Here is a 1,953-nt window from a genome sequence, read left to right as displayed (position 1 = left end):
GGGAGGTATGCGTAATGGTGCGCCAGGAGCGCAGAAGGTGGGAGTTGAGGTAGGAGTCTCGCCGGATGCGGTGCTGTGCGGGAGATGAAGGCTGTGGCCCTTCGAAGTCGCCCTGTGGGGGGAGATTTCAAACCACCGTGAGCTGCGGCGGTTAAATGCCGTGCGTGGTGAGCATCACGGAAAAGGCGCACTTGATGCGTCAGGTGGGGATCAGGAAGGCGAGCGAAAGCGAACCGCTGACGATATGTCGAAACATACTGAGACGACATCAAAACCGGGGTGTCATTACGGCTCCGGGATGAGCCTGGCGGGTGCCCGCTTATTGGCCAGGTGGTGTCCGGCATGGAGGCGGCGCGAGCCTGATCTGCGGCTTCTGCATGGAACCTGGGAAGGTGTCGCCCCGACACTGCGTCGTCGCGCTGGGTGCGGTGACGCGAGAGGAAGCGCGCCAAGCGGCCGAAACCGCAAGGCGCTGAGTACCGTCGCGGGGCACGCTGGCGGACCGGCTCGTAGTAGCGACGAAGTCCCTTTAACGGGGGACGGAGCCAAGGGGCCGGGTCATCCGTGGCTGTGTTCGTTCGATCAACCGGATGTTCTCCGGGAGGAGTCGCGTGGATGCGCTGAAGTCATCAAGCAAGCCGTTTGATATTTCCAAGTGGAGAGTCTGGGAGGCATGGGAGAAGGTCAAGGCAAATAAGGGTTCACCGGGGGTGGATGCCTGCTCCATCGAGGACTTCGAGAAGGACCTGCAGAGCAATCTGTATAAGGTCTGGAACAGGATGTCTTCGGGGAGCTACTTCCCGCCACCGGTGAAAGCGGTGGAAATTCCAAAGTCGCATGGCGATGGTGTGCGGATTCTCGGTGTGCCCACTGTGGCTGATCGCGTGGCACAAACGGTGGTAGCTATGCATTTGGAGCCCAACGTGGAGCCTGTTTTCCATGAGGACTCCTATGGCTACCGGCCGCAAAGGTCGGCGTTGGACGCAGTAGCAAGATGCCGGGAACGCTGTTGGAAAGCTAATTGGGTCCTTGATTTGGACATCGAAAAGTTCTTCGACAGTGTGCCCCACGACCTGATCGTCAAAGCGGTGGAGGCACACACCGACGCCGTTTGGGTGGTTCTCTACGTCAAGCGGTGGCTTCGTGCACCGCTGCAACTGCCCGACGGATCCTTGCAGGAGCGCGGCCGCGGAACCCCCCAAGGTTCAGCGGTTTCGCCCGTGTTGGCAAACCTGTTCCTCCACTACGCGTTTGATGCCTGGATGGCCCGGGAGTTTCCGGCCGTCCGGTTCGAACGGTATGTGGATGATGCCGTCGTCCACTGCGTCAGCGAGCGACAGGCTCGCGTTCTGGTCTGGGCGATCGGCGACAGGCTGGAGGAGGTCGGGCTGCGACTGCACCCGGCCAAAACCCGGATCGTCTACTGCCGGGACGGAAGACGCCGAGGCTCGTACGAGCACACGTCGTTCACCTTCCTGGGATTCACGTTCCGTGCCCGCAAGGCGCGCGACAAACATGGGGTGAACTTCACCTCGTTCTTGCCGGCGGTCAGCAAGGAAGCCCTGAACAGGATCAGCAGGGAAGTCCGTAGTTGGCGGATTCACCTGCGAACCGGCCACACCTTCGCCGAGATCGCACGACAGATCAATCCGGTCGTGCGCGGTTGGATGCAGTATTACGGGGCGTTTTACCGCTCCGAGCTGATCCCCTTCCTTCAGCGCGTCAATGCCTACTTGATGCGCTGGATTCGTAAGAAGTACAAGCGGTTTCACGGGTACAAGAAAGCCAAGAAATGCTGGGAAGGCATCACGAACCGGTATCCCCGCATGTTCGCGCACTGGCAGTGGACCCGCACGGCCTGGTGATCAGGATGACAAGAGCCCGGTGAATTGAGAGATTCACGCCGGGATCTGTGGGAGCCCGGGGGTGAGATTCCCCCGGGCCACCCGACCA

The 1,953-nt window shown here is 60.7% G+C and carries 1 protein-coding gene; it reads left to right on the top strand.

Features of this window, described 5'->3' with window-relative positions; all coding sequences use genetic code 11:
- Window positions 1-611: 611 nt before the first annotated feature.
- Window positions 612-1,865 (top strand): group II intron reverse transcriptase/maturase, encoded by a 1,254-nt coding sequence (gene ltrA / locus ABZ656_RS57705; protein WP_360280744.1) that lies wholly within the window; start codon window positions 612-614, stop codon window positions 1,863-1,865.
- Window positions 1,866-1,953 lie beyond the last annotated feature (88 nt).

Source organism: Streptomyces sp. NPDC007095, assembly GCF_040634475.1.
Taxonomy (GTDB): domain Bacteria; phylum Actinomycetota; class Actinomycetes; order Streptomycetales; family Streptomycetaceae; genus Streptomyces.
This window is presented reverse-complemented; position numbering and strand designations above follow the sequence as displayed.